Origin of the sequence: Paenibacillus thailandensis (genome assembly GCF_042685365.1) — a bacterium.
In the GTDB taxonomy this organism is placed as follows: Bacteria; Bacillota; Bacilli; order Paenibacillales; family Paenibacillaceae; genus Paenibacillus_AP; species Paenibacillus_AP thailandensis.
In genome coordinates, this window is record NZ_JBHUMY010000037.1 from 14,208 (window position 1) to 40,603 (window position 26,396).

Below are 26,396 nucleotides of genomic sequence, written 5' to 3' on the forward strand. Positions count from 1 at the left end.
CCGCTTGTTCGTTCATGAAGCGCGTTTCTTCTCTTTTTATCGTCCGCTAGGGGAAAAGCGCCTTTCGATTCCTCTATGCTAAGACAGCCCGCACCCGGTGTCAAACGAAAGATGCAGGCGATCGCCCGGGGGGCAATCGGCAAGGCGCAATTGCAGGCCGTTATTCCGCATCCGTCCCCGTCAGCTGCTTGCGGGCGTAGCCGATCGTTTCCGCGTCTTGCTTCGACGGCTTCTTGATTCGTTCCAAATAAGCAAGCGCCTTGGCCGGATCTCCCGGATCGTCCGCGGTAATGCCGTGCAGCGCCATGGCGGCCAGCGCCCGCAGCGTACGGTCCCCGCCTCCTTCCCGTTCGTAGGCGGCAACCGCTTCTTCGTACCGTTGCTGCTGAACGAGACGGTCTCCTTCCGTCAGCCCGTCCGCCGGCGTATGAAAATGCGGCCGGTCGGGACGGTCGAAACGGTGTGCTGCGGAGCTGGTCAGCTTGCGACCTTCCGCCGAATAAGCATCGACCGCCCAAACAAATTGACCGCCGGGATAAACGACTCCCAGAATCGATTGCGTGCCGAGCGCAAAATCGTTTTTCGAAGTCCCCTGTCTTTTGACATAGCCGATTAACCGGCTTCGCAAATCTTCCATCCGGTACTCCGCCGACGTTCCCGTCCACCGCTCCTCCAACGGGCTCTTTATGCTGCCGGCTGCCCGGCCGTCCTTGTCCGGCTCCAATGCGGCAATCGACAGCTGATAATAAGCCGCGCCGGGGACGGCATGCCATCGGAACGCGATACGGTCGCCTTCTATAAGGTCGCCGTCAACGGGCGAAACCAATCCGATTCGCGGAGCGAAGCTCAAATCGTAACGGCCGGTCTCGCCGTAGGCGATCGTTACGGTTGGGCGGTCGGGCTCTACCAGATGATAGCCTTCGACTTCTTCCGGCAGCATGCCGACTCCCACTTCGTATTCCCCCGGTTGAGCTTGCCATGGCCGAGCCTCGCCGGATAAGTCATCGCCGTAAAACCGGTAACGCCCGGCCTCGTCGGTTACGGCGACCGGATAATGGCCAAACGGTCTTGTGACCCATCCCGGGTCCGACGCCTTGCGCAAAACGACATAAACGCCGGAAGCCGGTTGTCCGTCCAGCGTCACGCTTCCTTCGAGAAGAATCGGCTTGCCGCCCGCAGCATCCCTTGCGGCCAACATGGCAAGCAAGGCTTGCAGCTCGTCTTCGGCAAACCCGCCGACGGGCGATTGTTCTGCGGCCAGCTCCTGCAGCAGCCGCTCCCCCTTGTCCCACTCCTTCTGCAGCAAATAAATTTCGGCAAGGCTGAATTTGCTCCGGGCGCTATAAGGCGAATCGCCGTCATCGGAGACAAGCTTCTCCAGCCGCGCGCGGATCTCCGCCAACCGTTCCGGATCGCCGGTATTTCCCGATGATGAACTAAAGCTGTTGAAAATATATACGAGCTCCGGTTCTTCAATCCCGTCCATGTTCATGGACGCCGCCTCATCTAACGCCAATCGGTCCAGCCGGTGCTCGGAATACAGCCGAAGCAGCACGGCAGCTCCCGCAACAAGTATAAGCGCTGCCGCTGCGGCAACGGCCCATTTTAACCGTTCGCTTCTCATTTTGCGCGGCTCCTCCCCTTTGCCGTTTCACACGGAGAATTTTCTCCGCCTTGCGTTTTCCAATATTTTACCATGCTCAATCGTTGGATAAAAACACCTCCAATTGTCATGCTTGGAAACGCCGAAACTTTAATACTCTTAAGCGGCAAAAAAAACGCCGGCCCCGTCTCTTGCCGTTAAAGCATAGAGGCGGGACCGGCGTGTATGGTTTCGAACAAGAACCGGCGTGAGCGAGAGCGTGTTTTCTTCGAACCTGTCTCAATAGGAGTAAACGGTCAAGACGACCTCACCCGCGGCGTCCGGTCTACTTCACCAGCTGTCCGCGCGTGACGCCGAGCTGATTCGTCGCCTTCAGCGCGCGCCATACTTGCGTGCCGCTAATGCGGCCTTCCAGCGCTTCGCGGTACAAGCCCAGCACCTCGTGCACCTTCTCCGCCGATTCCTCCAGAAATTCGACACGGTAGGACGGAACGCCGAGCTCGATAAAGTTGCGGATATATTCGGCGCCGGACTGCTCGATTGCGTTGTATACCGTATTGCGGCAGCCCTCGTCGACGCGGACGGGATGGGACATGCCGATTCGGTCCTGCAGCGAAGCGCGGTGCTCCTCGCACGGGCGGCCGCAGTTCGTATAGTTCGTCCCTTCGCTCAAGAACGTGCAATAGACGCAGTGCTCCGTATGGAACATCGGCAGATGCTGATGAATGACGACTTCCAGCCTGGACGTGTCGGCCTGTCGCAGCAAATCGACCATTTGCTGAATGTTCAGGTCGTACGAAGGCGTTACGATATCGAGCCCCGCTTCGGTAAATACGTTAACCGCTTTATGATTCGCCACGTTAAGCGAAAAATCTCCGATCAGCTTCGGGAACTTCCGTCCCGGATTCTCGGCCATAGCGCGCAGGTAGTAATAGAGCGCACCCGTATTGCGCACCAGAACGGCATCCGGCTGCAGCTTCAAAATATTCGCGTGATAGCCGTTTTCGCCCGGCATATGGATGCGCGGCGTTGCCAGCGCAATCGGCTTGCCCGCGCGTCGGGCGATGTCGATGGCGGCCGGAAACTGCTTAATGAATTCAAAATCGGCGTAAATCATCGCGACATCCTCCGCCGCTGCGGCCTCCACCTGCGGAAGCGTCCGGCATAATGCCGTCAGCTGCGGGTCCCGCACCGGCTTCGCCGGAGATTTACGCGCATCGGCGAACGCATCGACGGTCCGCTTGACGTACACCGGCGGCTTCGGACGTTCGCCCGTCAGCTTTTCGACCGCTTCGCGGCGAATCCGGTTCAATTCGCGGATCGGCAATATCAGATCGCCTTCAAGCGCAACCTCCAGACGATCGAGCTGATACAGCGTGCCGCCGAGCCGTCCCAGCTGCTCTTCAAGCAGCGCCGCGTCCATCGGGCGCTTCAGCGCTTTTTCGAGCGCAAGCTCGGAGCTCACTTCTACGCTTGTTCCTTTCTGCACGTCGGTCCAAACCGTGTGCAGGAAGCCGCCTTCTTGGCCGCTCACCCGCACATGAAGCGGAAATACGCGGTACGGCTTCTCCGTTTCGAACGTTGCGCGCAGCCTTTTGTCCAATGCCGGATCGCTGGTCTTCCACACCTTATCGCCGACATGCACCTTGTACAGATCCACGTCGTGGCGTCCCGGCACGATTTCGAGCAGCGTTCCTTCCTGGGCTTCGCCTTCGATCTTCACGCCCTGACGGCGCAAATCGTAGACGCGGCCGCCTTCCTCCTTCTTGGTCGGATCGCCGGCGTCGAACACGATGCCGTCGCCCCGCTTGATCGGCGCTTCGACACAAACGGTGACCGCGTCGCGCATGACGCGCTCGACCCGGCCAAGATAGACGCCGCGGCTTTTCGGGAACGTGCCGTCCACCAGCTGCTTGTTGTTCGTCCCTTCCAGGAAGCCGTGCGTAAAGCCGCGCGAGAAGCTTTGCTGCAGCTCGCGAATTTCTTCCTTGCTTGGCGCCGAACGGTCGCCTTCGAAATATTTATCGATCGCCTTGCGGTATTTGCTCACCACGTTGGCTACATATTCCGGGCTTTTGAGACGGCCTTCGATTTTAAAAGACGACACGCCCGCTTCGATCAGCTCGGGCACGAGATCGATCGCCGCCAGATCCTTCGGCGACAGCAAATACGCCACATCGCCCATCGGCTTCTGCTCGCCGTCCACGATCAGATCGTAAGGGAGCCGGCACGCCTGCGCGCATTCGCCGCGGTTCGCGGAGCGGCCGCCCCACATTTCCGACGTCAAGCATTGGCCGGAGTAGGATACGCACAAGGCGCCATGGACGAACACTTCCATCGGAAGCTTCGCCTGCTCGCCGATTTTTCGGATTTGGTTCAAATTGTTTTCGCGTCCCAATACGACCCGTTCCATTCCGAACGGCTTCGTAAACTCCACCGCTTCCGGCGACGTGATCGTCATCTGCGTCGAGCCGTGGATCGGAAAATCCGGCGAAATCTCGCGGATCAGCTTCACGAGCCCCAGATCCTGCACGATAACCGCGTCGACGCCGGCGGAGATGCATGCTTCGATCAGCTGCTGCGCATCCTTCAGCTCGTCCTCGAATACGAGAATGTTGAAGGTCAAAAAACCCTTCACTCCGTAGCTGTGCAGAAACGACATAATCTCCGGCAGCTCTTCCATCCGGAAATTGTTGGCCCGCGCGCGGGCGTTAAATTTCTCGACGCCAAAAAAAATCGCATCCGCGCCGTTCGCCACGGCCGCCCGCATGCAGTCCCAATCGCCGGCCGGCGCCAGCAGCTCGATATCTTCTCTTCTTATATTTAAAGTCATAACGACTAACATCCTCCATCTTCTAGTTCAAGCTTCTCAAGCTTTTTCTAATAGTGTAACAAACCGCCCGCCGCGAATCTACCATACAATGCTGGCAACACATTTTACGTGTACTCTGCATAGCTGTCCAATTTAAAACGCCAAAAAGAAAGACCGTCTAACGCCAGGAGGCGAAAGACAGTCCGTCTTTCCGATTAAGAGCCAAACGTCATCGAGCGAACCGCAGCTTGAGCGTCGCGCAAATTCGCTTCGGCTCTGGCGCCGTTCTCGATGAAAAACGTTATGGCGACCAGATTGTCGTTATAATCGGTCAAATAAGTATAGTAAACGCCGTTATCTTCTTCCGATACTTCCTTGAACGCAATGGCGTCCTTCCCGCCGATCTTTTCCTCCCAAGCCTCGATTGACGGTTCTTCCTCGAACTCGTCTTCGAGCTCGCCATCGTCTTCCGTCAACTCGCTCGGCTCCAGCACCCGGATCGAGAACGAGCCGCCGTGGAAAAAATAAAATTCCGTGAAATCTTCGAATCCTTCCGTACCGGCCGCCGAATACCAATACTGCGGAGTCGTGATGGAGATGCCGTTCTTTAATTTATTCAAGCTTGTCGAGCCGACGACGTCCGATGCGGCCGATGCGTCGTAATCGATTCTAAAGCTGTCCAGCAGCTCCGTGAGATGAGCCAGATCGCTTGTATCCGCCCCTTCGGTAACGGCGATCACGTAATAGAGCAAATCGCCTTGCTGAGCGGCGCGATATTCGACAACCGAGCCGTCAATTTCCGTTTGAATCTGCACGAAGTTAACGCCGTTAACGGTCACCGTTCGCTCCGAAAGCACTTCTTCGCCGTCTTCAAACCATCCGGTTACCGCTTCCTTGATCTCGTTCGAGCTTAATGTCCCTCCGACAAGCACGGAATCGATGATAAGTGTGCTGGATCCGTCCGTACTCATAAAAGTCGTGTAGGTGCCGTTCACAAAGCGCTGCTTCAATCCGTAAATGCTTGGATCGTTGATCGTCCAGCCGTCGTAACTGCTTCCGATCTGGGCCTGTTCGGCAGCTGCGCCGGTTTCCGCTTGCGCGCTTCCTTTAATCGTGACGGTTTTGGTGGCCGGGTCGAATTTGACGTCGGCGCCAAACGCTTCCGCAATGACGCGAAGCGGCACGTAGGTCGTTCCGTTGTTAATAAGCGCAGGCGCAACGGCTACCTGCGTCGCCTTGCCGTTAATCAGCACTTTTTTGCTTCCGATCGTCAGCACGACTTGGCGGTCGCCGTAGGTCAGCCCGATAACGCCTTTGTCGTACGTCAGATCGGCCTTGAACGATTCCGTGATGACGCGCAAGGGCACCATTGTCGTGCCGCTTTGCTCATAAGGCGCAACGATTGCGGACGATACGCCGTTAATGCTGATGCTCGGGCTCCCGGACTTCAGTGTGATTTCGACCGCGCTCCCGGCTTCCGCGCCCATAACCGCCGCCGGAAACATGGCCGCCGCCAGCAAAGAGCCCGCTAGCAAAGCCGTTGCCGCTTTTTTCCCCGATTTCATTCCTTCATCCCCCAATGCTCTGTTTGTTTATTTCTTCGATTCGCGGTTTGCGGCAATCGCTTCCAGTTCCGCATCGCTATAACATATATCGCCATAATTCGATCGTTTTGTTAACGTTTTTTGACGGCAGTCGGCACCAATCGGGAAGCCGTCCTTTGGATTGTTTATTTTTTATACGATTTTGTCATTTTTGCCGTTAGCCGGTTCGTTTTGGATAGAGAAATGCTATAATGAAATTGCTTTTTGTTCGTTTATACGGTGATATTCAAGGAGGCTGAATCCGAATATGAAATTAGGCGTATTTGCTGTTTTATTTGCACAAAAGCCGTTTGAAGAAGCGCTCGACTACATCGCGTCGAAAGGATTGGAAGCGGTTGAAATCGGCACCGGCGGTTACCCGGGCAACGCCCATTGCGATCCGGACGTGCTGCTGTCGGATGCGGGTAAATTGAAAGCGTTTAAGCAAGCCGTCGAGTCCCGCGGCCTGATCATTAGCGCCCTTAGCGCCCATGCCAATCCGCTGCACCCGCAGCAGGCGCTCGCCGCACCGGACGATGCAGTCATCCGCAAAACGATCGAGCTTGCGAACCGTCTGGAAGTTCCGGTCGTGAACACGTTCTCGGGCTGCCCGGGCGACCACGAAGGCGCGAAATACCCGAACTGGCCGGTTGCGCCATGGCCTAACGATTATCAGGAAATTCTGAAATGGCAATGGGAGGAGAAAGTGATTCCTTATTGGACCGAGGTTGGCGGTATCGCCGAGCGCAGCGGGGTCAAAATCGGTCTCGAGCTCCACGGCGGCTTCTCCGTCCATAGCCCGGGCACGCTGCTCCGCCTTCGCGAAGCGGTCGGCAACGTCATCGGCGCCAACTTGGATCCGAGCCATATGTGGTGGCAAGGCATCGATCCGGTGCAAGCGGTTCAAATTCTCGGCCGCGCCGGCGCAATTCACCATTTCCATGCCAAAGACACGTCGATTGACCCGATCAACGTGAACCGTTACGGCGTAACCGACATGCAGTCCTACACGCAGATGCTGGACCGCGCATGGCAGTTCCGCACTGTCGGCTTCGGCCACGATCTGAAAACTTGGGCGGACATCATCAGCGCTCTCCGTCTCGTCGGCTACGACTATGTCGTCAGCATCGAGCACGAAGACGGCCTGATGTCGGTCGAGGAAGGCTTCTCGAAGGCCGTTCAAAATCTGCAGCAAGTACTTATTCGCGAGCCTCTTGGCGAAATGTGGTGGGTATAAAGCAAGCCCGCCTCACCGAAATAAAAAAGCCTGCCGGAATTTCCGGCAGGCTTTCTATTGCCGCAATAGTATTTGTAATTTCCCGAAGTTTCTTCTCATGCCATCCAAATTTTGAAAATCATTATGTAATCGATCACAAGGAATACGAGCAGCGAAAGCGTCGTCCAGCCGATGGCAAAATAATTTTTGTTCGGCTTTACTCTCAGCAACCGAATCAATCCAATAAAGATCAACACCGTGAACAATAGCATAAAATAGTCGAACGTATTTACCGTACTGGTTGATGCTGCCGCTTCTTCTGCCAAAAACATCGGTGGCCCTCCTTTTTATTCACAACTTGCCTATATTATCCTCATGTTATCCGTTTAGGACGCTGGATGCAAGTCCCAATTTCCAGTCTTAACAACATTGTCACGATTTTCTAAAATTTGCACGTATCCTCGTGTATGAAGCCCGTTATCCTTTACCCCATAAAATACCCATCTCCTTCGGCATTTATTACCGTTAACGGTCCGAAACGGCATTCGAGCTGTCCGCTGTATCGTTACGACAGCCACGTTCGATAAACTATTGTCTTAGACTGTCGCTATTTTATTGAACTAACGTTTCCCGTTAGTTTAACGCCATCGCACAATCTACAACTTTATTGTCATGGTTCAGATCTATATTTTCAGTACATCATTTCATCGAACACCTACAGATCTTTTGCATTTCTTCGCCGCATGCGCTACTATCTTTATATCGACAAATATGCAGGTCTATATAAGGAGGTTCTAACGCCTATGTCCCCCCGTACCAAAGAACAAAATGAGCTCATACGTATGCAGCGCAGAGAACAGATCCTGGACGTCGCCGCGCGATCTTACTTTCGGACGGGCGGCAGCTTTGATATTCGCGACGTCGCCCGTGAAGCAGGGCTTGGTTACGGCACCGTATACCATTATTACCCCAACCGGCATTTATTAATAGAAGATGTGTTGTGCAGCGGCTTTGAGAGATGCGAGCAAGTTATCGTGGAATGGGCGAACATCAGCGGCAGCCACCCCGATGACAGGCAGCTGTTGACCTATTGCAAAGCGCTGCTCCGGCTGTGGCAATCGGACGCCCGTGCATATCTTGTCTACAAAATGGCGGCGGAACATTATGCAGGCTTGCCTGAGAAGGATCGCTATCACGCCAAGAGACGATTTACGGAACGGCTGTACGTTCCACTTCAATCGATCGCCCAGCGCGATGATGATAGCGTCGACCATATGCTTGCTGTGCTGATCGGCTGCTGTGGACTGTACTATTATGCAGGCAATTCCGGCTTTGACGTCGATCGAATTGCCCGTCTTGCCATGCAAGCTATTACGAAGGAGTCCTGATACGAACATGGTCATTTTAAAAAGCAAGTATGAAATTGAGGCTATCCGGAAGGCATGCCAAGTGGTGGCTGAATGCCATCGTACAATCGCCCCGCTTATCAAACCGGGCATTACCACCAACGAGATTGATCGCATTTTTGAGGACGTTATGTTAAAGTACGGCGCAAAGCCATACCAGAAAGGCTATAAGGGCTATCCATATGCGACCTGTGCCTCCCCCAACGATGTGATCGCGCATGGCTTCCCTAGCAATAAGCCACTTGAGGAAGGCGATATCGTGACGATCGACACGGTCGCTGAACTCGATGGCTGGCTCGGTGATTCGGCCTGGACTTATGCGGTCGGCCAGATATCACCAACGGCTGAGAAGTTGATGCGCGTCACAAAGGAATGCCTTGACCACGGCATCGCACAGGCGCAGCCCGGCAATCGGCTCGGCGACGTTACGAGCGCGATTCAACGGCATGCGGAATCACACGGCTTCGGCGTCGTGCGCGATCTTCTTGCCCATGGCATCGGCCGCGACCTGCACGAGGAGCCGAATTATATGCATGTCGGCAAGCCCGGAAAAGGCCTCCGTATCAAGGAAGGTATGGTGTTCACGATTGAACCCATGATCACCGAAGGCACTTACTCCATGACAATCGATCCGGACGGCTGGACCGCACGGACGATGGATAACAAGCTTGCCGCCCAATATGAGCATACGATCGCTATCACGGCTGAAGGTCCGCAAATTTTGACCGCACAATAGAATAAATAGAGGTCGACCAACGAAATGGTCGACTTCTGTTTTTCGTATCGTCTTTCTTTATTCATTACAGGTGATCGTGTAAACGTAGTTTATGCACTTTCATTGTCTACATGTTCTTGTCGTCACACCACAAACAAACAACACACAGTCGTGTATAAATCGCCTGTAGGCGGCTGATTTCGTTTCCCCCCGCTTTGGCGATATCGAGGATGGCGCTCTAAAAAATCCATCCATGGATTCACGCTGTTGGTGCAGAAAGGTGTCCCAGCGTCCTTTCCATATATGTGATGAGCTATGAACTACTTCATGCCCCATTCTTCGAGTTTTTCGTTGCGCGGGTCTTCAAAACAATAATCACCGACGCTAAATTCGACAGGTTTGAAGCGGCGGCAGCCGATGAAGCGTAGCGGTACGCAGCAAAAAAATGCCGCCCTTGCTGCAAGGACGGCATTGATTGGCACTTCTTATGTTTCGGAGGAGGTGCGCCCACAGAGGCTTCCCTCCATTGCTTGCTGTCTGTTACGCCTACACGTAGGCGGATGCCCTCCCGTGCGGAACGGCCGTTTAACCTGGACTCGCTCCGGTCTATTCCTTCGCCGCCGCAACGGTCTCTTCCGCTTCCCGCTTCGCGATCGTCCTGGCGCGGTCCCGTTCCAGAATCGGCTTCAGATATCGTCCGGTATACGACTCGGCAACCTTCACCACTTGCTCCGGCGTACCCGTCGCCACAACCGTTCCGCCTCCGCTTCCGCCTTCCGGACCTAAATCGATCAAATAATCGGCCGTCTTAATGACGTCCAGGTTATGCTCGATGACGAGCACCGATTCGCCGGAATCGACGATTCGATGCAGAACCGTCAGCAGCCGCTGTATATCGTCCACGTGAAGACCGGTCGTCGGTTCGTCCAAAATATACAGCGTCTTGCCCGTGCTTCGCCTGTACAGCTCCGCCGCCAGCTTCACTCGCTGCGCTTCGCCGCCGGACATCGTCGTAGACGGCTGGCCGAGCTGCATATAACCGAGACCGACATCCATGAGCGCTTGAAGCTTGCGGTGGATGCGCGGAATGTTTTTGAAAAACTCGCACCCGTCTTCAATCGTCATTTCGAGCACTTCGGCTATGTTTTTGCCTTTGTACTTCACCTCAAGCGTCTCCCGGTTGTACCGTTTGCCTTTGCAAACCTCGCATGGGACATAGACGTCGGGCAGAAAATGCATCTCGATCTTAATAATGCCGTCGCCGCGGCATGCTTCGCATCGCCCGCCCTTGACGTTGAAGCTGAAGCGGCCTTTCTTATAGCCCCTTACCTTCGATTCGTTCGTCACGGCGAAGACGTCGCGGATATCGTCGAACACCCCGGTGTATGTTGCCGGGTTGGACCGCGGCGTGCGGCCGATCGGAGACTGGTCGATGTCGATGACCTTATCCAGATGCTCCAGACCGCGCATTTCCTTGTATTCGCCCGGACGGGTCTTCGCCTTGTTCAAATCGCGGGCCAGCGTTTTATAGACGATCTCGTTGACGAACGTCGACTTGCCCGAGCCGGATACGCCCGTTACCGCCGTAAAGACGCCCAGCGGGATTTTGACGTTGACGTTGCGGAGGTTGTTCTGCTTCGCCCCCCGCACCTCCAGCCATTTGCCGTTCGGCTCGCGGCGCTTCAGCGGAACCTCAATAAACTTCCGGCCGCTCAAATATTGCCCGGTGATCGATTTCTCGTCGGCCATGACCTCCGCCGGCGTGCCTTGCGACACGATCGTGCCGCCGTGAATGCCCGGACCCGGACCGACGTCGATAATGTAATCGGACGCCAGCATCGTATCCTCGTCATGCTCGACGACAAGCAGCGTATTGCCGATGTCCCGCATATGCTTCAGCGTTTCGATCAGGCGGTCGTTATCCCGCTGATGCAACCCGATGCTCGGCTCGTCCAAAATATAGAGGACGCCCATCAGGCTGGAGCCGATCTGGGTGGCGAGCCGGATCCGCTGCGCTTCGCCGCCGGACAACGTTCCGGCCGCGCGGCTAAGCGTCAAATATTCCAGCCCGACATTGACGAGGAAGCCAAGCCGCCCGTTAATTTCTTTCAAAATGAGATGGGCGATCGTCCGTTCCTTGTCGCTCAGCGTAACCGAATCGAAAAACCGCTGCGCCTCGCCGATGGACAGCGACGTCACGTAAGCGATATTCCGGCCGCCCACGGTAACGGCCAGCACTTCCTTCTTCAGCCGTTGCCCTTGGCAGGATGCGCACGGCTTGGAGCTCATATACGATTCGATATGCTCGCGCATCGAATCGGACGGCGTGTCGCGGTAGCGGCGCTCCAAATTGTTGACGATGCCTTCGAACGGCACGTAAGCTTCCTTGCGCCCGCCGAAATCGCTGTCGTACACGAACCGTACGCGCTCTCCTCCCGTCCCGTACAGCAGCTTCTTCATCTGCTCGCCGGTCAGCTCGGACACCGGAACGTCCTGCGGAATGCCGTAATGCGCGCATACCGCCGCCAGAAACTGCGGGTAATAATTGGACGTGCTGCCCGCCCAAGCTTCGAACGCGCCGTCGTCGATCGTTTTGCTCCAATCCGAGACGAGCAAATCCGGGTCGACGATCATTTTCGCCCCGAGGCCGTCGCAATCCGGGCACGCCCCGAACGGGCTGTTGAACGAAAACATGCGCGGCGTCAATTCGTCCATGCTGAATCCGCAAATCGGGCATGCCAGATTGGAGCTGAACAACAGCTCCTCCTGATCGATAATATCGACGAGCACCCGGCCGTCCGCTTGCTTCAGCGCCGTCTCCAACGAATCGGCGAGACGCGTCTCGATGCCTTCCTTGACGACCAGCCGGTCGACGATGACTTCGATGTTATGCTTTTTATTTTTCTCCAGTTCGATCTTCTCCGACAATTCCCGCAGCTCGCCGTTCACCCGGACTCTGACGAAACCTTGCTTCTGAAGATCGGCAAGCAGCTTCGCGTGCTCGCCTTTGCGCCCGGATACGACCGGCGCCAAAATTTGCAGCTTCGTCCGCTCCGGATATTCCATAATCCGGTCCACCATCTGCTCGACCGTCTGCGAAGAAATTTCGATGCCGTGCTCCGGACAATGCGGCTTGCCGATGCGGGCGAACAAAAGGCGCAAATAATCGTATATTTCCGTTACGGTTCCGACCGTCGAGCGCGGATTGCGGCTCGTCGTCTTCTGGTCGATCGAAATCGCCGGCGACAGCCCGTCGATGGAATCGACGTCCGGCTTCTCCATCTGCCCGAGAAATTGGCGGGCGTAAGCCGACAGCGACTCCACGTACCGGCGCTGCCCTTCGGCGTAGATCGTGTCGAAGGCAAGCGAAGACTTCCCGGAGCCGCTAAGCCCCGTCAGCACGACGAACTTGTCGCGCGGAATGGTGACGTCGATATTTTTTAAATTATGCGCTCTCGCGCCTTTTATGACAATATGGTCGCTTGCCACAATGAACCCTCCTCCATCCTATATACCATAGCGGAATCCCAAGCCGCCCGTTCCGTCCGGCTGCATGCGTCCCGTCCTTATCCGTATCTCGCGCGCTGTCTTGGGTGCCGCCTATGCTCAGCCCGCTTCAGCCCGCAGCTCCATAAGCGCGTCCCGAAGTTCCGCGGCACGCTCGAACTGCAGGTTCTTGGCCGCTTCCTTCATTTCGGCTTCGAGACGCTGGATGAGCGACTGCCGCTCCTTCTTCGACAGCTTGCCCGCGCTTGCGTCGGCCAAATAATCCGCCTTCTGCTCGGCGACCTTCGTCGCTTCGATCACGTCGTGCACCCGCTTGCGGATCGTCTGCGGCGTAATGCCGTGCCGCTCGTTGTAGGCGATCTGAATGGCGCGGCGGCGCTCCGTTTCCTTGATCGCTTTGTCCATCGATTCGGTGATGTTGTCGCCGTACATAATGACCCGCCCTTCGCTGTTCCGCGCCGCCCGGCCGATCGTCTGGATAAGCGAGCGCTCCGAACGGAGGAAGCCTTCCTTGTCGGCGTCGAGAATGGCCACAAGCGATACTTCAGGCAAGTCGAGGCCTTCGCGAAGCAGGTTGATCCCGACGAGCACGTGGAACGTTCCGAGACGCAAATCGCGCAAAATCGCCATCCGTTCCAGCGTCTTAATGTCCGAATGCAAATAGCGGACTTTAATGCCGACGTCTTTCAGATAATCCGTCAAGTCCTCGGCCATTTTCTTCGTGAGCGTCGTCACGAGCACCCGCTCGTCCCGACCGATGCGCTCGCGGATTTCGCCAAGCAGATCGTCGATTTGCCCTTTGGTCGGCCGCACCTCGATGACCGGGTCAAGCAGCCCCGTCGGCCGGATAATTTGCTCGACCATTTCCGGGCAATGCTCCAGCTCGTACGGCCCCGGCGTTGCCGATACATAGATCATCTGCCCCGCCTTCTGCTCGAATTCCTCGAATTTAAGCGGCCGGTTATCGAGCGCGGAAGGCAGACGGAAGCCGTGCTCCACCAGCATTTCCTTCCGGGCCCGGTCGCCGTTGTACATCGCCCGCAGCTGAGGCAGCGTCACATGGGATTCGTCGATCACGATCAGCATGTCGTCCGGGAAATAGTCCATCAGCGTATAAGGCGTCGCGCCTCGTTCCCGGAACGTAAGCGGACCGGAGTAGTTCTCGATGCCGGAGCAGAAGCCCATCTCCGCCATCATCTCGAGATCGTACCGGGTGCGCTGCTCCAGCCGCTGCGCTTCCAGCAGCTTGCCGGCTTCGCGCAGCTCGGCGAGGCGCTCCTCCAGCTCCCGCTCGATATTTTCGATGGCGCGCTTCATCGTTTCTTCATGCGTAACGAAGTGGGATGCCGGGAAGATGGCGATATGCTCGCGTTCGCCCGTTATTTCGCCGGTCAACACGTCGATCTCGGTTATGCGCTCGATCTCGTCGCCGAACAGCTCGACGCGGACCGCCTTCTCGTTCGTGGAAATCGGGAAAATCTCGATGATGTCTCCCCGCACGCGGAACGTACCCCGCGTAAAGTTGATGTCGTTCCGCTGGTATTGAATGTCGACGAGCCTGTGCAAAATTTCGTCGCGCGACTTCTCCATGCCCGTGCGCAGCGACAGCACCAAGCTGCCGTATTCGGACGGCGAACCTAAACCGTATATGCAGGAGACGCTGGCGACGATAATGACGTCGCGTCTCTCGAACAGCGCGCTGGTCGCCGAGTGGCGCAGCTTGTCGATTTCGTCGTTGATGCTGGAATCCTTTTCGATATACGTATCCGTCGACGGAATGTAAGCCTCGGGCTGATAATAATCGTAGTAACTGACGAAGTATTCCACCGCATTGTCGGGGAAAAATTCCTTAAACTCGCTGCACAGCTGGGCCGCCAACGTCTTGTTGTGGGCGATCACAAGCGTCGGGCGGTTCAGCTCCTTGATGGCATTGGCGATCGTAAACGTCTTGCCCGTGCCCGTAGCGCCAAGCAGCGTCTGATGCCTGACGCCCGCCTTGACGCCTTCGACCAGCTTTCTTATCGCTTCGGGCTGATCGCCTTGCGGCGTATACGCCGACTTCAGCTCGAACGGTATTTCTTTCAGTTCCGGTCCCTTCACCTTCTCCTTCACCTCAATCCGATCAATTGTTGCTTGCTCTATCTTCTATCATTATTGCCAACGATTTGCGATAAATTAATAGGAATATATGTTCCTATCCATTATACCGTTCTATTACAGCAGTTGCAATGTAAAACAGTTTTTGGTCCTTGTCACGTTCTGGAAACGCAGGCGAAGCACTCCCGACTGGCACGGAACTCTTTTGCGCCGGTCGCAGAACTTTTCGGCCGGCTCTGATATCCGCGAACTGGCTGCGCAGACCGTCCTCTCGGTCCGGGATGACGGTTAACGAAGCCTACCGCGCTTATTTGCGTGAAATATCGCTTTTCCCAAAGTTAACGAACTCCGCCGGCGTTAATTGACCGTCAGGGACAACAAATACCGCCCCATACCGGAAATAACGATTCTGAAGTTCGTTAAAATTTCATCAGGCTAATTTTAGCGTAAATAGCGGCCGCTGGATTCGTTAGACACTGATCTGCCGGCAAAGCCTGTCGGAATAAAACGATCAGAACGCTTGACGGGGCTTGCTAGAAGCGACGAGGCGACTGCTTCCTATGGCGGGTTAAACTCGTACGATTATATTTAGAAAAAAACTCTGCCGTCCGTAATCTGGAACAGCAGAGCCCTTCTCTTCAACTGAACCTCGCGAGCGTTTCTTACCGGCAAGTTCGACGCTTCCCGCCTCGAAGCTTTGCCCGTTCTAACCGGCAAGCCGGGTCTTAAGCCCGTTCGCTCAGCCGAGCCCTCCCTCGCGAGCGCCCGGGCCAACGCTTCGCGTTCGCCTCAATCGGCCGAGCGGGCCTCCTGCCGGCGGGCCGCCGCCTCCCGCCGGTTCGCCGTGCGCGAGCGCTTCAGCAGCTCGAGGAGCGACGCCGGTCCCGGCGAAGCGTAATAAGTGGCCTGCTCGTCCGGCGCCAAAATCACGCCCAGCTGGTGATGCTCTCCCGCATACCGCGCCCTCTGCGCAAACTTCAGCTCGCCGGCGTTATTATAAACCTCCAGCCTGCAGAAGGCCGGGTTGATCTGCAGCGCCTCGTGCAGCTCCTCCTTGCTGCGCACCCGGACGCCGTTGACCTTGTGCACGATTTCGCCCGGAAGAAGACCCATGGCCGCAGCGGGCGTGCCCGGCACGATGCCGAGCAGGCGCAAGCCTCTTGCATCGTGGACGTAAAGCGGGCTGCGCGCCGCTTCCACCGCTCGGCTGCGCCAAATGATCCCTTCGTGCAGCGCCAGCGAAGCGACGGCTGCCAGCGGCAGCAGCGCCGGCACGTAAGCGGCCAGGAAAGCGAACGCCAATACTCCGGCGCTGTAGAGCAGCAGCCCTTTCGCAGCGTGCTTCGCTTTCTCGGACGGCAGCATCGAGCGGGTCAGCTCGCTGAAACCGATGACCATCGGAAGCGCCGCAACCTGCCAGCCTCCCTCCCAGCCTCCGCCCAGCAGCGGAGTCCACGGCAGCGGCGCCGTCTCGCTCCCGCCGCCCGGAACAAGAATAAACAAAGGAACAGGCCAAAAGCCTTGCAGCAAATACCCGCCGATCAGCTTGCCCCTCTTCCCCTCCATAAACAGCGGCATGGACAGCTTGTCTCCGCCCGTCCTCACGAGCAGCGCCTCCCCCAAGTGAAGCAGCGCCACCAGGATAAGCAGCCCCGGCATGTCGATCGCTTCAAGCGATCCGGCCAGCCTTCCGGCCAACCCCGAAGCATCCGCGAGCGGCGTCCAGCCGACCAGCCATTGCAGCAAAGCCAGCACGCCGGCGCTGTAGGCGAAGCACAAATAGCGAATGCGGAAGACCATCAGCACCGCGGCCGTGCTCCATAACCAGATCAGCGCTTCTTGCGTCAGCGCCGCGCCCAGAAAGGCCCCCGCCAAAGAGACGGCCGCCCCGGCCGCAAGCCCGGAAAGCGCCGCCCGCCCGAGCAAACCGGGCCATAGGTGAAGCTTAACCGCAAACATTTGGCGTTCCAAACGGATTTGCCTCATATATTGAAAAACCAGAAACAATACAGCTATATAATAATAAGGCTGCGTCAACAGTTGAAGGACCGCTTGTCCCCATTGCGTCAGCAAAGCTGTGCCAGCGTCCATTCCCCTCACTCCTCTGTTCCATGCCGTAAAAAAAGGCCGGCTCTGCGGACAGAGCCAACCTTTTTATCATTCGACACGAGCGTCGTCATTTCCTGCCTTCGGCTTTTACGGCCTCGATCGCCTTATGCAGCTGCGAATCGTTGTTCTCGTCCCTCAGCCACTTGATAACGGCCAGCTCCAGCGCTTGCGCCGTCTTCTTGTCTACGCTGCCGCTTGCCGGAAGGCCGGCGTCGGCTTGAAACTTCTTGACGGCCTTCTCGGTCGCTCCGTTGAAGTAGCCGTCCGTCCGTTCCGGATCGTAGCCGAGCCCCTTCAATATCGTTTGCAGGCTGCGCACCTGCTCGCCGAACGTATCGGCGACGATCGGCTCCGCCACGGCAAGCCTCGCGACGGAATTCAGCTCCGACGCAGGCGCTTTAATATCGGGTGCGATGCCCTTCTGATGAATCCAGCCGCCGTCCGGCGTCAGCCATTTCGCGATCGTCATCTTGACCAAGCTGCCGTCGCCCAGCGCTTTGTTGTAGCTCACCTGAACCGTGCCTTTGCCGAACGTCGTTTCGCCGACAAGCACGGCTCCCGCTTCCTCCTGAAGCGCACCGGCCAAAATTTCCGCCGCGCTGGCGCTGCCCTTGTTGATCAGAACGGCAATCGGATAATCCTTATGGCCCTCTCCGCCGGACAACGTCTGCTCCCGGTTGCCGTCGCGGTCTTCGATCTGAACGATGGGCTTGCCTTTCGGCACGAAATGCTCGGCCACATTGACGACGACCGGCAAGACGCCGCCGGGATTGTTGCGGACGTCGATGACGAGCCCCGTCATGCCCCCCTCATCCAGCTTGACCAGCTCTTCCTTGAACCGCTCAGCCGTATTCAGCGAGAACTGCCGAATCTCGACGATGCCGATTCCGTCGTCGCGGAGCTTGGCGTATACCGTCTCGACATCGATATCGTCGCGGATCAGAATAAGCTCCAGCGGCTCGGCATAGCCGGATCGTCGAATGGACAGCTTCGCTTTCGTCCCTTTGGGGCCGCGGATTAAACCAACCGCTTCGTTCAGATCAAGGCCTTCCAGCTTCTCGCCGTTGACCGAAAGGACAATATCCTTGGCGAGCAGCCCCGCCTTCTCGGCCGGAGAGCCTTTGATCGGAGCGACGACGACCACCTTGCCGTCTTCCATCGTCACTTCCGCGCCGATTCCGGTAAACGAGCCTTCGATGGAATCCGAGAACTGCTGCGCCGCCTCCTTTTCCATATATACGGAATACGGATCCTCCAAGGCAGACATCATGCCTTTGATCGCGCCGTCGACAATCTCTTCGCGGTCCACGTCCTTATAATACTTCGTCTCGATCAAATTCAAGACGGCATTAAGCTTGTTCAACTCGTCTTCGTTCAGCTGTTCCGGTTCGGCTTGCCCGGCTCCGGCCACAGCGGCCAAAGACGGCGCCAATGTCCGTTTAACGTCCGCAAACTTGCCCGTAACCGCCATCGTCGCCAGCGACGAGCCGATGACGGCCGCAAGCACGAAAACGATGACCGAGCGTCCGCTAAATTTCAATTTATTCACCACCCTCGCGAGATCTGCTGCCCGAACTTTACTAGTATATGACAAGCCAGCCGCCATTATTTATCTATTCCGGGCCATCCATACAAGAAGGGCAGCCTGCGGGAGGCTGCCTGTACGTCGTGAAATGCGATGATCTTAATTTAAATAAGAGCTTGGGTTAACCGGTTCTTCGTTTACGCGCACCTCAAAATGCAAATGATACCCCGTCGCCGTTCCGGTCATGCCGACCTCGGCGATTTTTTGGCCTTTTTTGACCGTTTCGCCCTCGGACACCAGCGTTCCGCCTTCCCGGATATGGCCGTACAGCGTCCACAGATTGTTCCCGTGGTCGATAATGACGGTGTTGCCGTAGCCGCTCCAGGACTGCGCCAAGATGACGACGCCCGATTCCGCGGCGAAAATATCCGTTCCTTTCGGCGCCGCAAAGTCGATGCCGGTGTGCATCTTCCTTACCCCTGTTACCGGATGAATCCGCACGCCGAACGGGGAGCTGACCCGGGAGTAGTCTACGATCGGCATCCCCAGCTTGCCGCCGCTGTAAGGCTTGTTCACCGAGCTCAGCTTCTTCTTCTGCGATTCCAGCTGGGATTGCTTCTTGGCCAGCGCGATAAGCGACTGCTCGGCTTCCTCGGAGATCTCTTCGAGCTCCTCGATTTCTTCTTTGTAGGAGGCGATCATCGCTTCCTTCTGTTCTTCCTTCTCTTTCAGCGTCTGCATATAGGAATTCTGCTTCGCGAACAGATCGTTGCGTTCTTTCAGCTGCTTTTCCGCCGTCGCCTTCTTTTCTTCGATCAGCAATTTGTCGGCCTTGTTCTGCGCGAGAATGTCTTTATCCTGCCGCAAAATCGATTGCAGCGCATCGAAGCGGTCGAGGAAATCGGAGAAGCTCGTAGAGCTAAGCAAGACGTCCAAATAGGAAACGATGCCGTTCGAATACATAAGGCGCATCCGCGATTGGATCAAAGCGTCCCTTTCCTTTACCCGTTCTTCCGCCGCTGCGAGCTCTTCCTTCGTCTTGCGGATTTCCTCTTCCTTATTGACGATTTGGATCTTCGTCGCATCCATCGTCTTTTGCACATCGCTTAACTCTTTCATGATCGTCTGGATCGAATTTTCCGTAACCTTTACTTGGGCGTTAAGCTCGTTCTGGCGTTTCTCCGCTTCCGCCGCGTCCTGCTGCGTTTCTTTAATTTGCTGCTTGGTCGCGTCGAGCTCCTTGTTAACCTCGCTTAAAGAAGTCGCCGCCTGGCTGCCGACCGGCTGGAGCAGCAGAGCGCAAGCCGCAAAGGCGAGCATCGGAATATACCTCTTCTTCACCTGCATCGTCACCTACACTTTCAGATACTTGCGTACGGAAAGCGTGCTGCCCCATACGCCGATAAGCGTGCCAAGTCCGATCAACAGCGATGCCACCAGCGGGCCCGATTCCTCAAGCGTGACCAGCTTGATCATCATCAGTCCCAGATCGACCTGGGTCATGCGGACAAGCTCCGAATAACCGATCAGGAGCAGAACCGTCGTAATGACCGAACCGATGATGCCGATCAACGCGCCTTCTACGAAAAACGGCCACCGGATAAACGAATTTGTTGCGCCGACCAGCTTCATGATGCCGATTTCCCGCCGGCGCGCGACGATCGTCATTTTGATCGTGTTGGAGATGAGGAACATCGCCGTTACGATCAGGCCGAGCACCATAATAAGCCCGATATTGCGGATGGCGTTGGTGATTTTGAACAACGTTTCGATCGTGCCTTTGCCGTATTTCACGTCCATGATCGGCTTCGTCTCGTCGGTATCGTTAATGGCGCTGATCTTGTCCGCGGTAACGGAGATCGTCTGCGGGTCGAACACGTCGACCGTAAACGAGTCCATCAGCGGGTTGTTCTCCTCGTCGTAGCCCTCGAACAAATCCTGGTTGTCCTCGCCGAGGTTTTGCTTCAGTTGCTCCAAGCCTTCTTCCTTCGTGACGAAGGTGACCTTGCTCACTTCCGGAATGCTGCGGATCGTCTTCTCAAGCTCCGCGCGTTTCGCTTGGTCGACGTTCAGTTCCAGGTAAACGCGGATCTGAACCTGGCTTTCGATCTGGGAGGCCATGCTGTTGACGTTAAGCGCTACCAGCAGAAACACGCCGAGTATAAAAAGCGAAATGACAATCGAGCTCATTGAGGCGAACGACATCCATCCGTTGCGCAGGATGTTCTTGAAGCCGTCGCGGAAGTGGCGGAGCAGCGTTCTAAATTTCATAGCCGTACTCCCCTCTGACCTCGTCGCGCACGATCTGTCCGTTCTCGATGGCGATGACCCGCTTCCTCACGTTGTTGACGATATCGCGGTTATGCGTCGCCATGACGATCGTCGAACCCCGGAAATTGATCTCCTCGAGCAAGCTCATAATATCCATTGACGTTTCCGGGTCAAGGTTGCCGGTAGGCTCGTCCGCGACCAGCACGGCCGGGTTGTTCACGATCGCTCTGGCGATGGCGACCCGCTGCTGCTCGCCGCCGGACAGCTGATTCGGATAGCTGCTGTGCTTGTGCTTCAGTCCGACGAGCTCCAGCACCTCCATCGTCCGCTTCTTGATCATGCGGGGCGGCGCTTCGATCACCTCCATCGCAAACGCGACGTTCTCGAAAACCGTCAGCTTGGGAAGCAAGCGGAAATCTTGAAAGATAACGCCGATATTTCTTCTGACGAAAGGAATTTTGCGTGGTTTGAGCTTCCCTATATTAAATCCGTTGACGGAAATTTGCCCTTTGGTCGGCACTTCCTCACGGTAGATAAGCTTCATGAAGGTCGACTTGCCTGCGCCGGAAGGACCAACGACATAGACGAAATCGTTGCGGTCGATGCGGACCGAAACGCCGCGCAGCGCGTGCGTGCCGTCTTTGTAGGTCTTCCATATGTCTTGCATTTCAATCACTTTATCACATCCTGTTAAGAGTCAGCTTTACTATTTCGACAGGGGCAGGCGAAATCCTCCAAAAAACTGCGTTTCTGTGTAATTTCTAAGAATTTTCGCATAGGGACCGATTATTCGGCTAAATTCCCATTTTTTCGAGTCTTTCGGCGGACAACCCGAAATTGCACTCGGCAGCTTGGCGGTAATAACGCTTAGCCAGTTCCGGTTGACCCGTCAGTTCGTAAAATACGCCCAAGTTATGATAGGAACGGTATGAAGCCGTTCCGACGACGATTTCGTCCGCGGCGCCAAGCGCTTCTTTATAAGCTTTTTCAATCTCGGGAATGAACGAATAATCGGCGGACTCAATTGCGTAATCCAGATAAAGCTGCGCTCTTCCGAAATGAAAGTCGGATACGCCGTTCATATATTCCGATTCCGCATCGATCAGCGAAAAAGCTTCCCGGAATTTTTTGTTGATCCGGTAAACTTCCAACAATTCGACGACGGCGGTTTTCGCGTAGCCTTCCGTTCTGTTTAAGAGACGATAGCTTTCGGTTAAATACATCTCGACTTTCGCATAATCCCGCACCGAGTTGTATTGCCTTCCGAGCTGAAATAAGAGATAAGAGCCGCCCGGTTTTTCCTGCAGCTCCAGCAGAAGCAAGGAAAGATTCCGCTCATGCTTGTCCGTCTGATAATAACCGTCATGATGAATCACGGCCCCGCCGATCCGGCGCCTCGGAAAATTCCCTATCAGCTGCTCGTGAATCCTCCCGGCATAAGCGGCGCCGCGGGGAAATAAACGCGAAACGTAGTCGCGGGCAAAAGCGGTCTCTCCGTTATCCATATATTTGGAGACGATTTCGAATCTTCCGATCTGCTTCCCGGCGTTCATAAACGATTCGAGGACGGATGAACAGTCCTCCGCAAAATATTCGTCCGCGTCCATAACCAGAATCCAGTCGCCGCTCGTTTGATTAATCGCAAAGTTTCTTGCAGCCGAGAAGTCGTCGTCCCATTCGTAGGCAAGCAGCTTCGCTCCGTTTGAAACCGCAATGTCGGCGGTACGGTCGGACGAACCGGTATCGACTACCACGACTTCATTGACGATAGCCGGAAGGCTTTTTAAACAACGCTCCAAATATTTTTCTTCGTTTTTTACGATCATTGCGACAGATAACCCCATGATTCCCCTCCGAATTTTGAGAAAAACTTCCATCGAAGTCCTTCCAGGATGTGCGACCTCGTTTCAACGACAGTATTTATCGCCGATCCGAAAGCGATTTTTTCGCATTACTTTCTGATGTGGTAAAAAATCAATCCGAATCACTCTATCGTTATATCGTAAATCCGGCTGCAATCTATGAACCTTCTACTAGAGTACGAAATATCGACGGCTGCACGCAATAGACCCGGGCTGGCCAAAGATTTTTCGACAAACCGTCAGCACCGGGCAGAAACGGCACCAAAGCCGCATATACATGGAAGAATCGCCCTAAAGATCGTTTAAAGAAAGGTGGATGCTAATCGTGAAACGGCTTCATATGTGGTTCATCATCCTAATGTCGCTGCTGCTACTTGCAACGGCGGGATGGGGGGTTATATGGTACTATGCGCAGCAACGGACGGTGCCGGAAGACGTGTCTGCCGGAGGCATTCCGCTGGGAGGGATGAACATCGAGGAGGCCGTGGGGCTGCTGAATCGATACGAGGAGGCGCTGGAGACACGGACGTTAACCGTGGAGGCGGGCGAGGCCGCGAACGGCAGCAAGCAATGGAGCGCCGCGGACATCGGGTATAAAGCGGATTTTTCAAAGGTCAGATCGGCTTTGCAGCGGTTGACGGAAGGCTCCGTGTGGGAACGGGCGCGCTATCGGTATCATTTTCCGAAAACATACGAGCTGGAGCAAAGCTGGGAACGCGACGTATTCGAAACCGCCGTTCGGAAGGAATGGGGCTGGATCGATCTGAACGAGCCTGCGGATGCGGTGCGGACGATTACGGACGACGACCGGGTCGAATACAAGCCTCATACGAACGCATACCGGCTGAACGTCGAGGAGCTGTCCGGCAAGGTCGAAGGCTGGCTGCTGCGCGCCGGGGACGGAACGCTATCGGAAGAAGAGAAGGCGCTGAAAACGGAGCTTCCCGTAACCGTCGTTCAGCCGAAGATGACGCTGGAAGCGTTAAAGGCGGAGGGCGTGGAGCGAAAAATCATCGAATTTACGACCGACTTCAGCTCAAGCGCCGAAGGGCGGGCCTATAACGTATCGTCTACGGCAAAGGTGCTCGACGGCTGGCATTTGGCACCGGGGGACATTTTCGATTACGGCCAAATCGTAAGGTTGACCGAAGACGAATACGGCTACAAGGAAGCGCCGGTCATTCTGAACGGGAAGCTTGTGCCCGGCATCGGCGGCGGCATCTGTCAAGTATCCAGCACGCTGTACAATGCAGTTCTGCGGACGGGGCTCGAAATCGTCGAGCGGCGCAATCACTCGCTGCCGGTCTCGTATTTGCCGATCGGCCAAGACGCTACGTTCGCAAGCGGGGCGATCAATTTCCGGTTTAAAAATACGACGGGCAAGCATCTCATCATCCGCACGGCCGTCAAGGACCGCCAGCTGACCGTCAAGATGTTCGGCACGATGCCCGAAAATATCCGTTACGATATCGAATCGGTCACGGTCCAAACGATTGAGCCGGCCGTTCAGGAGGTTGCAAGCGCAAGCCTTCCGGCCGGCACCCGGAAAGTCGTCCAGCACGGCAAGCCCGGCTACGTCGTGGAGACGTTCCGCACGCTTGTGCAGGACGGCAAAGAGGTGTCGCGCGAACGGGTGTCGCGCGATACGTACAAGGCGCAGCCTACGGTCGTGAACGTAGGCGGCAACGAAGGCGCCCCGGCACCGGCGCCCGACAGCGGCGAGCCGCTGCTCGAGGACGGCATCGGCTAAAGCGAGCGGTGCGGCAGCACGTGAAGGGCATCGGGTGAGCGGGGGGCGGCCCTTGCCTTGGCGAGCAGGAGCTGCCTTCGCAGCTGCGCCGACCGGCTCGTTCGGCGGCCCCGGCAGGGAACAGCAGCCCCGGCACCGCGCTGCTGTTCCCTGCCGACCGGATATAAGCGCCCGCTTCAGCCCCCGGTCGGCAAGCCGCCCGGTCTCGAAATCTCTTAGTCTTATCTCTTGCATTATTAAATCCGTGAAGTTATCGGCAACTCTCTTATCCAAGGAAAAACGACTTCATCTCCTTGCAAAGAGACGAAGTCGTTTTGCGATGGTGTTCTCTTCTGCTTTAGGATCTCCCGCAGATACAACGAAACCTCGACACGGTAAAAAGAGCGGGTTCCCCTTCAAAGCCGATTGCCCCGGCCCCTTTCATCCGATACGCCGGCTTAACGGCCAAGTAGGGCGTATTGCCCCGCCTAGCGGCTAAGCTCGGCGTATTCCGCCACCCAAGCCGCGGTAGCCGCAAGAGCTTCTTCGGCGCGCGCAGCAGCCGACATGACTTGCTCCTTCGCGGTGCCGCCGTATACGTTGCGGGCGTTGACCACGTTTTCCGGCTGCAGCACGGTATAGATGCGATCGTCGAACAGCGGGGAAAACTGCTTGAATTCGTCCAGCGTCAAATCCAGCAAATATTTGCCCTGCTCGATGCAATACAGCACCGTTTTGCCGATCACTTCGTGGGCTTGACGGAACGGCAGCCCTTTGCCGACCAGGAAGTCGGCGATGTCCGTCGCGTTCGAGAAGTCTTGGTTCACCGCCTTGCGCATGTTGTCCTTCTTCACCTTCATCGTCGCGATCATCGGCGCAAACAGCTGCAGTGCGCCTTGCATCGTGCGGACCGTGTCGAACATGCCTTCCTTGTCTTCCTGCATGTCCTTGTTATAAGCGAGCGGAAGCGACTTGAGCACGGTGAGCAAGCCGAACAGATTGCCGTATACGCGTCCGGTTTTGCCGCGGACAAGCTCCGGGACGTCCGGATTTTTCTTCTGCGGCATAATGCTGCTGCCCGTGCAGAACGCGTCGTCCAACTCGATGAAATTGAACTCGTTGCTCGACCACATGACGAGCTCTTCGCTCAGGCGCGACAAATGCATCATCACGATCGAAGCGTCGGCCAAAAACTCGATAATGAAATCGCGGTCGCTGACCGCGTCGAGACTGTTCTCGTACACCCGGTCGAACTTCAGCTGCTTGGCCACGAAATGGCGGTCGATCGGGAATGTCGTGCCCGCCAGCGCGCCAGCGCCGAGCGGCAGCACGTTAATGCGCTTGTAGCTGTCTTGCAGCCGCTCGATGTCGCGGCCGAACATGGATACGTACGCCAGCAGATGATGCGCGAACAGAATCGGCTGCGCCCGCTGCAGATGCGTATATCCCGGCAAAATCGTATCGAAATTCGCCTTCGCCTGTTCGAGAAGAGCGGCTTGCAGCTTATGCAGCAGATCGACGAACTCCACGACGCGCTTGCGCAAGTACAAATGCATGTCCGTCGCGACCTGGTCGTTGCGGCTGCGTCCCGTGTGCAGCTTGCCGCCGACCGGGCCGACGTCGTCGATGAGCGCTTTTTCGATGTTCATATGGATATCTTCGTCGGATACCGAAAACTCGATTTCGCCGCGTTTCATTTTTTGCATGACGCGGTGCAGGCCGTCCTTGATTTGGTCCACGTCGTCCGCGGACAGGATGCCCTGCTTGCCCAGCATCGTCACGTGCGCAAGGCTGCCTTGAATGTCTTCTTCGGCCAGCTCCTTGTCGAACATAATCGACGCCGTATATTCCTCTACCAATTGGTCGGTTTTTTTCGTAAACCGGCCGCCCCACAATTTGCTCACTGGCTAGTACACTCCCTTCCGGATACCCCCCTGCTTCTCCGGCAAGAGCAGCAAGGG

At 56.2% G+C, this 26,396-nt stretch carries 17 protein-coding genes; 4 read left to right on the top strand and 13 right to left on the bottom strand.

From position 1 onward, the window contains the following. Positions 1-160: 160 nt before the first annotated feature. The 3 genes from ACFSW5_RS22230 to ACFSW5_RS22240 form a co-directional block, all read right to left on the bottom strand. Positions 161-1,624: a hypothetical protein gene (locus ACFSW5_RS22230; protein WP_379278156.1), complete on the bottom strand. Its 1,464-nt coding sequence runs from the start codon at positions 1,622-1,624 to the stop codon at positions 161-163. A gap of 304 nt (positions 1,625-1,928) precedes the next feature. Further along, the gene (locus tag ACFSW5_RS22235; protein WP_379278158.1) at positions 1,929-4,436 is read right to left on the bottom strand and encodes a U32 family peptidase; all 2,508 of its coding nucleotides are present in this window, start codon (positions 4,434-4,436) and stop codon (positions 1,929-1,931) included. A gap of 194 nt (positions 4,437-4,630) precedes the next feature. Then, the gene (locus tag ACFSW5_RS22240) at positions 4,631-5,980 is read right to left on the bottom strand and encodes a stalk domain-containing protein (RefSeq protein ID WP_379278161.1); all 1,350 of its coding nucleotides are present in this window, start codon (positions 5,978-5,980) and stop codon (positions 4,631-4,633) included. A 286-nt stretch (positions 5,981-6,266) separates the two neighbouring features. Here ACFSW5_RS22240 and ACFSW5_RS22245 point away from each other — a divergent pair, with 286 nt between their 5' ends. Beyond that, the gene (locus tag ACFSW5_RS22245) at positions 6,267-7,235 is read left to right on the top strand and encodes a sugar phosphate isomerase/epimerase family protein (protein WP_379278164.1); all 969 of its coding nucleotides are present in this window, start codon (positions 6,267-6,269) and stop codon (positions 7,233-7,235) included. 95 nt (positions 7,236-7,330) lie between these two features. Here ACFSW5_RS22245 and ACFSW5_RS22250 read toward each other — a convergent pair whose 3' ends face one another. Continuing rightward, positions 7,331-7,546 (bottom strand): hypothetical protein, encoded by a 216-nt coding sequence (locus tag ACFSW5_RS22250; RefSeq protein ID WP_379278166.1) that lies wholly within the window; start codon positions 7,544-7,546, stop codon positions 7,331-7,333. A 510-nt stretch (positions 7,547-8,056) separates the two neighbouring features. Here ACFSW5_RS22250 and ACFSW5_RS22255 point away from each other — a divergent pair. Both ACFSW5_RS22255 and map read left to right on the top strand, forming a co-directional pair. Further along, positions 8,057-8,602 (top strand): TetR/AcrR family transcriptional regulator, encoded by a 546-nt coding sequence (locus tag ACFSW5_RS22255; protein ID WP_379278168.1) that lies wholly within the window; start codon positions 8,057-8,059, stop codon positions 8,600-8,602. Between the two features lie 7 nt (positions 8,603-8,609). Beyond that, positions 8,610-9,356, top strand: coding sequence for a type I methionyl aminopeptidase (gene map, locus ACFSW5_RS22260; protein WP_379278171.1), 747 nt, complete (start codon positions 8,610-8,612; stop codon positions 9,354-9,356). A gap of 585 nt (positions 9,357-9,941) precedes the next feature. On the opposite strand, the gene uvrA is transcribed toward map, so the two are convergent. From uvrA to ACFSW5_RS22300, 8 genes are all read right to left on the bottom strand, one after another. Continuing rightward, entirely contained in the window at positions 9,942-12,824 is a 2,883-nt protein-coding gene (gene uvrA / locus ACFSW5_RS22265) for an excinuclease ABC subunit UvrA (protein ID WP_379278174.1), read from the bottom strand. 117 nt (positions 12,825-12,941) lie between these two features. Then, positions 12,942-14,942, bottom strand: a complete 2,001-nt coding sequence (gene uvrB / locus ACFSW5_RS22270; protein WP_379278177.1) for an excinuclease ABC subunit UvrB — start codon at positions 14,940-14,942, stop codon at positions 12,942-12,944. A 786-nt stretch (positions 14,943-15,728) separates the two neighbouring features. Further along, positions 15,729-17,030, bottom strand: a complete 1,302-nt coding sequence (locus ACFSW5_RS22275) for a PDZ domain-containing protein (protein WP_379278179.1) — start codon at positions 17,028-17,030, stop codon at positions 15,729-15,731. A gap of 85 nt (positions 17,031-17,115) precedes the next feature. After that, positions 17,116-18,588, bottom strand: coding sequence for a S41 family peptidase (locus ACFSW5_RS22280; protein WP_379278182.1), 1,473 nt, complete (start codon positions 18,586-18,588; stop codon positions 17,116-17,118). A 144-nt stretch (positions 18,589-18,732) separates the two neighbouring features. Further along, positions 18,733-19,920: a murein hydrolase activator EnvC family protein gene (locus ACFSW5_RS22285; RefSeq protein ID WP_379278184.1), complete on the bottom strand. Its 1,188-nt coding sequence runs from the start codon at positions 19,918-19,920 to the stop codon at positions 18,733-18,735. Positions 19,921-19,926: 6 nt separating this feature from the next. After that, positions 19,927-20,844 (bottom strand): permease-like cell division protein FtsX, encoded by a 918-nt coding sequence (gene ftsX / locus ACFSW5_RS22290; RefSeq protein WP_379278186.1) that lies wholly within the window; start codon positions 20,842-20,844, stop codon positions 19,927-19,929. Beyond that, on the bottom strand, positions 20,834-21,520 hold the full coding sequence (gene ftsE / locus ACFSW5_RS22295; RefSeq protein ID WP_379278188.1) for a cell division ATP-binding protein FtsE: 687 nt from the start codon (positions 21,518-21,520) through the stop codon (positions 20,834-20,836). The genes ftsX and ftsE overlap by 11 nt, the downstream gene beginning before the upstream one ends. Positions 21,521-21,638: 118 nt before the next feature. After that, a complete protein-coding gene (locus ACFSW5_RS22300) occupies positions 21,639-22,688 on the bottom strand; it encodes a tetratricopeptide repeat-containing glycosyltransferase family 2 protein (RefSeq protein ID WP_379278191.1) in 1,050 nt (349 codons plus the stop codon). Positions 22,689-23,022: 334 nt separating this feature from the next. Between ACFSW5_RS22300 and ACFSW5_RS22305 the strand changes: the two genes are divergently transcribed. Continuing rightward, positions 23,023-24,456, top strand: a complete 1,434-nt coding sequence (locus tag ACFSW5_RS22305; RefSeq protein WP_379278193.1) for a VanW family protein — start codon at positions 23,023-23,025, stop codon at positions 24,454-24,456. A gap of 467 nt (positions 24,457-24,923) precedes the next feature. Here the strand turns inward: ACFSW5_RS22305 and argH are convergent, their stop codons facing one another. Next, a complete protein-coding gene (gene argH, locus ACFSW5_RS22310; protein ID WP_379278196.1) occupies positions 24,924-26,339 on the bottom strand; it encodes an argininosuccinate lyase in 1,416 nt (471 codons plus the stop codon). Between the last annotated feature and the right edge of the window lie 57 nt (positions 26,340-26,396).